Here is a 3139-nt window from a genome sequence, read left to right on the forward strand (position 1 = left end):
CGATCCAGTCGCTACAACCACTGAGGCGGGCGATTTTCGCCATGAACCAGCTGAAAATCACCCCGCCTCATCCTTCAGCCTTAACTAAACACGACCCTCTTTTGAGTAGTTAAAACCGACTAGACGCCTTAAGTAGAATCCTAGCGGGATGTCAAGCGGGTGCGACATCGGGTGAGTGGTGGCCGAGTGGAATGTCGACATCGATCTCATCGTACCAGATCGTTGGTCGCTTCGCCCGGCCGTTCTGCTCGAGTTCAATAAGGCCGTAGTCGGCGAGTTCGTTCACGTTCTGCGTAACCTCCGGTGGGTGTCGATCGACGAGGCGTGCGAGCTCGCGAATGCTTTCTGGTTCGTGGTCCGCGATCGCTTCGAGCAACTCGAGGTTCGTCGGCCGAAAGATGCGGCCGAACGTCTCGAGGTCCTCAACTGAGAGCGTTGATGGTTTCGGCTCAACCTCGTCTGTCTCACCAGCGTCGAGAGCGGCAAGCGTATCCTCAAGGTCGCTACGATCGGACGACGAGTCGATTCGGACGTGGAGTGTTCGGGTCATGGCGTGTTTGTTTCTGTTAAGGGGTCACCCAAGAGATGGGCGATAATTTGGAGTGATTCTACTTACCAGTCGTCTCGCTTCTTGGGTGGGAGTGCCGCCCGCCAAGCGCGGTAGAGCGCTTGAAGACCGGGGTAGTCGATTTCGAACACCTCGGCGTTGAGGTGCAGTTCGTGAACCCCGTGATGGTTGTCGAACCGAATGACCGGGTCGTCAGCACCGGCTTCCCCGTAGTGGAACGCGTACTTAATTCCCTCGGGGAACTTCTCGGATTCGGGCACCACAAGCACACGAACGCGGGCAACTGTGCCGTCCGTGTAGGCTTCTGTCTCGTCGCGAACGGCCGTGACGTCATCCGTCATCCCTATTTGTTAGTATATGCCCTAACATAATAAGCATTAGGGTGTAGGCTAACACAAATCCACGGCAGCGAGATTATTCGGAACTGTAAGTCGATTTAAAGGGGGAATCGCCCCTCATCTCGAGTTGTCATGTCGACCACGACAGACAGTCGCCGCATCGACATCGATCTCCGCAGCGACCTCGGAGCCGACGATCTGCCACCGAGCGCCCCCGAAACAGCGACGTTAACGATCGCGTACAACGACGACGGTGGACGCAGGATCGAGATCTCGCACGGGCAGGACGAATGGACACTCGAGTTCGATGCCGACGGTCGTTGTGTGGATCGGGACCCGCCGGCGCGGCAGCTTCCAGGGTGGATCAGTGACGCCGTCGAACTGGTGCGCGGAGAACTATGAGGTCACTCGTCAACGAGCGGGTCGTCAACTGGCTCAAGCTCATTCGCGTCCAGATCGCCTTCCAGATAGGCTTCGCCTTCATCCGTGAGGCGGTAGAGGCCGCGATCGAGCCGCTCGAGAAGTCCGTAGTTTGCGAGTTCGCGGCATCGGTCGCCAGCATATTCCTTGCTGACATCGAATCGGGAGACATCTCCATCGCGAGACAATGCTCTTGGAGTCATATTCCCCTCGTCCTGAATCAGCTCGAGGATTCGGTCGTCAGTTGGCGACCTCATCCACTCCGCGTGCTGGCGCATCTCCCGCTTAACTCGGAGTTTAGCACTCATATCACCACCGGTATGGTAGTAAGATAATGCTACTTACAGTTAAATGCCCGGTAACTTGCAATCGAATCTCCGGCAAGTTGTGGGAAAAGCTTTAGACGGTCCAATCATTCATAGCAACTAGGAAGTCAGCCTCCGGAGAATCCGCTAAGGATTGGGGTGTTAGGACCACCCCGGGGCGACTTCCGAACTTCCCCGAGCGAGGGAATTTCAGAAGTCATGAGAAACGAACATTCCGGGGCAAATGAACGTTGCCCCACACGGCAGAGTACAGTCGACCGTGCAAACGGTTGTGAAACTACCGAGGACGACGGTACGCAGAACACGCAGCCGCGCGAGGACGCGGCCGCACGGACGAGGGGTTGTTCAGGGTCCGGACCCCGTCCGACCGGAGGTACGGACTCAAGCGATGAGAAACCGACGGTCCTTCCCGATGGCGGCGTCGGTCTTGCCGAGCTCTCGGATCACGAGATCGTCACCGAGGACCAGCCCGCCGCGAACGACCTGACCAAGTTCCAGACGCGCATTCTCGAGATTCTGGCAGTCAAGCCACTGTACGGCCTAGCGATCAAGCGTCGTCTGCAGACGTACTACCAGGAAGAGGTCAACCACGGCCGCCTGTACCCGAATCTCGACGAGTTGATCGAGAACGGCCTAGTCGAGAAGAGTGAACTCGACAAGCGAACCAACGAGTATGCGCTGACCGATCTCGGTCGGCGTGTCGTCGAGTTCGAGGCTAACTGGGCCCAGCAGCGTCTCGAGGGTGAAGACGTCGAAACAGCGGGTGATGTGCGATGACCCGCCTTCGCGACCTCGAGTCGATCGACGTCACACTCGAGCAGGTTGCGACTCGCGACGGCGACGACGTAGTCGTGAAATGGACCGCGACCGCCGACGCCGTCGAACCGCGGTTCGGTGCAGACACGGCCGACGAGGCACTGCGGATGCTCGCCGACGAACTCGAGCGCAGCGGGGGTGACGAGTAGATGCCGGCCTGTGAGAACTGCAACACCCACGTCAGCCGGCAGTACGCCCGCGTCTTCGGCGACGAACACAACGACGTCCATGCCTGCCCGGAGTGTGCGGAGTCGGTCGGTGCAGTTCGCGAGCGTGCTGGCAACGGAGGTGCCGCATAGATGCGGAAGTATCTCTACCTCGTCACTGAGCACCCCAACGAGGATCGGGTCGGCAACATCATCGTCACCGACAGCCCGAAGATGACATCCGCCGAGAAAAACAAGGAGGGCGTCTGTCAGAAGCGGGACCTCGAAACGAACGAGACTTGGCAGTTCCACGAAGTCGGCCTTGGCTACCACGACTTCGAGGACGAGGCCGACTACGAGGAGCGGATCGGTGACGTCCTCGACGAGGAGGTGTCTGTCTGATGGTCGACCCCAAGTACGACCGCGAGGCAGCACAACTTCGGGATCTCAAATTCTACAAACCACCATACAGCTGACACCCGTTACGATCGTCCTCAGAGAAGCTGTTTGAAAAAGAAACTATTC

8 protein-coding genes are annotated in these 3139 nt (G+C 58.3%); 5 read left to right on the forward strand and 3 right to left on the reverse strand.

The genetic code is table 11. The features are described from left to right. Window positions 1-151 precede the first annotated feature (151 nt). On the reverse strand, window positions 152-550 hold the full coding sequence (locus C446_RS14895) for an HVO_A0114 family putative DNA-binding protein (RefSeq protein WP_006673949.1): 399 nt from the start codon (window positions 548-550) through the stop codon (window positions 152-154). Between the two features lie 62 nt (window positions 551-612). Further along, complete coding sequence (locus tag C446_RS14900; protein ID WP_006673950.1) at window positions 613-909, reverse strand: toxin-antitoxin system TumE family protein; 297 nt, start codon at window positions 907-909, stop codon at window positions 613-615. Between the two features lie 129 nt (window positions 910-1038). Here C446_RS14900 and C446_RS14905 point away from each other — a divergent pair, with 129 nt between their 5' ends. After that, window positions 1039-1308, forward strand: coding sequence for a hypothetical protein (locus tag C446_RS14905; RefSeq protein WP_006673951.1), 270 nt, complete (start codon window positions 1039-1041; stop codon window positions 1306-1308). A gap of 2 nt (window positions 1309-1310) precedes the next feature. On the opposite strand, the gene C446_RS18205 is transcribed toward C446_RS14905, so the two are convergent. Then, window positions 1311-1634: a hypothetical protein gene (locus C446_RS18205; protein ID WP_006673952.1), complete on the reverse strand. Its 324-nt coding sequence runs from the start codon at window positions 1632-1634 to the stop codon at window positions 1311-1313. 468 nt (window positions 1635-2102) lie between these two features. Between C446_RS18205 and C446_RS20120 the strand changes: the two genes are divergently transcribed. The 4 genes from C446_RS20120 to C446_RS14925 are packed head-to-tail and all read left to right on the forward strand — an operon-like array spanning window position 2103 to window position 3016. After that, window positions 2103-2429, forward strand: a complete 327-nt coding sequence (locus C446_RS20120) for a PadR family transcriptional regulator (RefSeq protein WP_049920268.1) — start codon at window positions 2103-2105, stop codon at window positions 2427-2429. Next, the gene (locus C446_RS14920) at window positions 2426-2617 is read left to right on the forward strand and encodes a hypothetical protein (RefSeq protein ID WP_006673954.1); all 192 of its coding nucleotides are present in this window, start codon (window positions 2426-2428) and stop codon (window positions 2615-2617) included. The genes C446_RS20120 and C446_RS14920 overlap by 4 nt, the downstream gene beginning before the upstream one ends. Continuing rightward, window positions 2618-2767: a DUF7563 family protein gene (locus C446_RS19395; protein ID WP_006673955.1), complete on the forward strand. Its 150-nt coding sequence runs from the start codon at window positions 2618-2620 to the stop codon at window positions 2765-2767. After that, on the forward strand, window positions 2768-3016 hold the full coding sequence (locus tag C446_RS14925) for a hypothetical protein (protein ID WP_006673956.1): 249 nt from the start codon (window positions 2768-2770) through the stop codon (window positions 3014-3016). The last annotated feature ends 123 nt before the right edge of the window (window positions 3017-3139 follow it).

This window comes from Halobiforma nitratireducens JCM 10879 (assembly GCF_000337895.1).
Lineage (GTDB): Archaea > Halobacteriota > Halobacteria > Halobacteriales > Natrialbaceae > Natronobacterium > Natronobacterium nitratireducens.

Bases quoted from the DNA above. Each gene is read 5' to 3' on its own strand.
- C446_RS14895 (WP_006673949.1), bottom strand. From the start codon at position 550: ATGACCCGAACACTCCACGTCCGAATCGACTCGTCGTCCGATCGTAGC.
- C446_RS14900 (WP_006673950.1), bottom strand. From the start codon at position 909: ATGACGGATGACGTCACGGCCGTTCGCGACGAGACAGAAGCCTACACG.
- C446_RS14905 (WP_006673951.1), top strand. From the start codon at position 1,039: ATGTCGACCACGACAGACAGTCGCCGCATCGACATCGATCTCCGCAGC.
- C446_RS18205 (WP_006673952.1), bottom strand. From the start codon at position 1,634: ATGAGTGCTAAACTCCGAGTTAAGCGGGAGATGCGCCAGCACGCGGAG.
- C446_RS14920 (WP_006673954.1), top strand. From the start codon at position 2,426: ATGACCCGCCTTCGCGACCTCGAGTCGATCGACGTCACACTCGAGCAG.
- C446_RS19395 (WP_006673955.1), top strand. From the start codon at position 2,618: ATGCCGGCCTGTGAGAACTGCAACACCCACGTCAGCCGGCAGTACGCC.
- C446_RS14925 (WP_006673956.1), top strand. From the start codon at position 2,768: ATGCGGAAGTATCTCTACCTCGTCACTGAGCACCCCAACGAGGATCGG.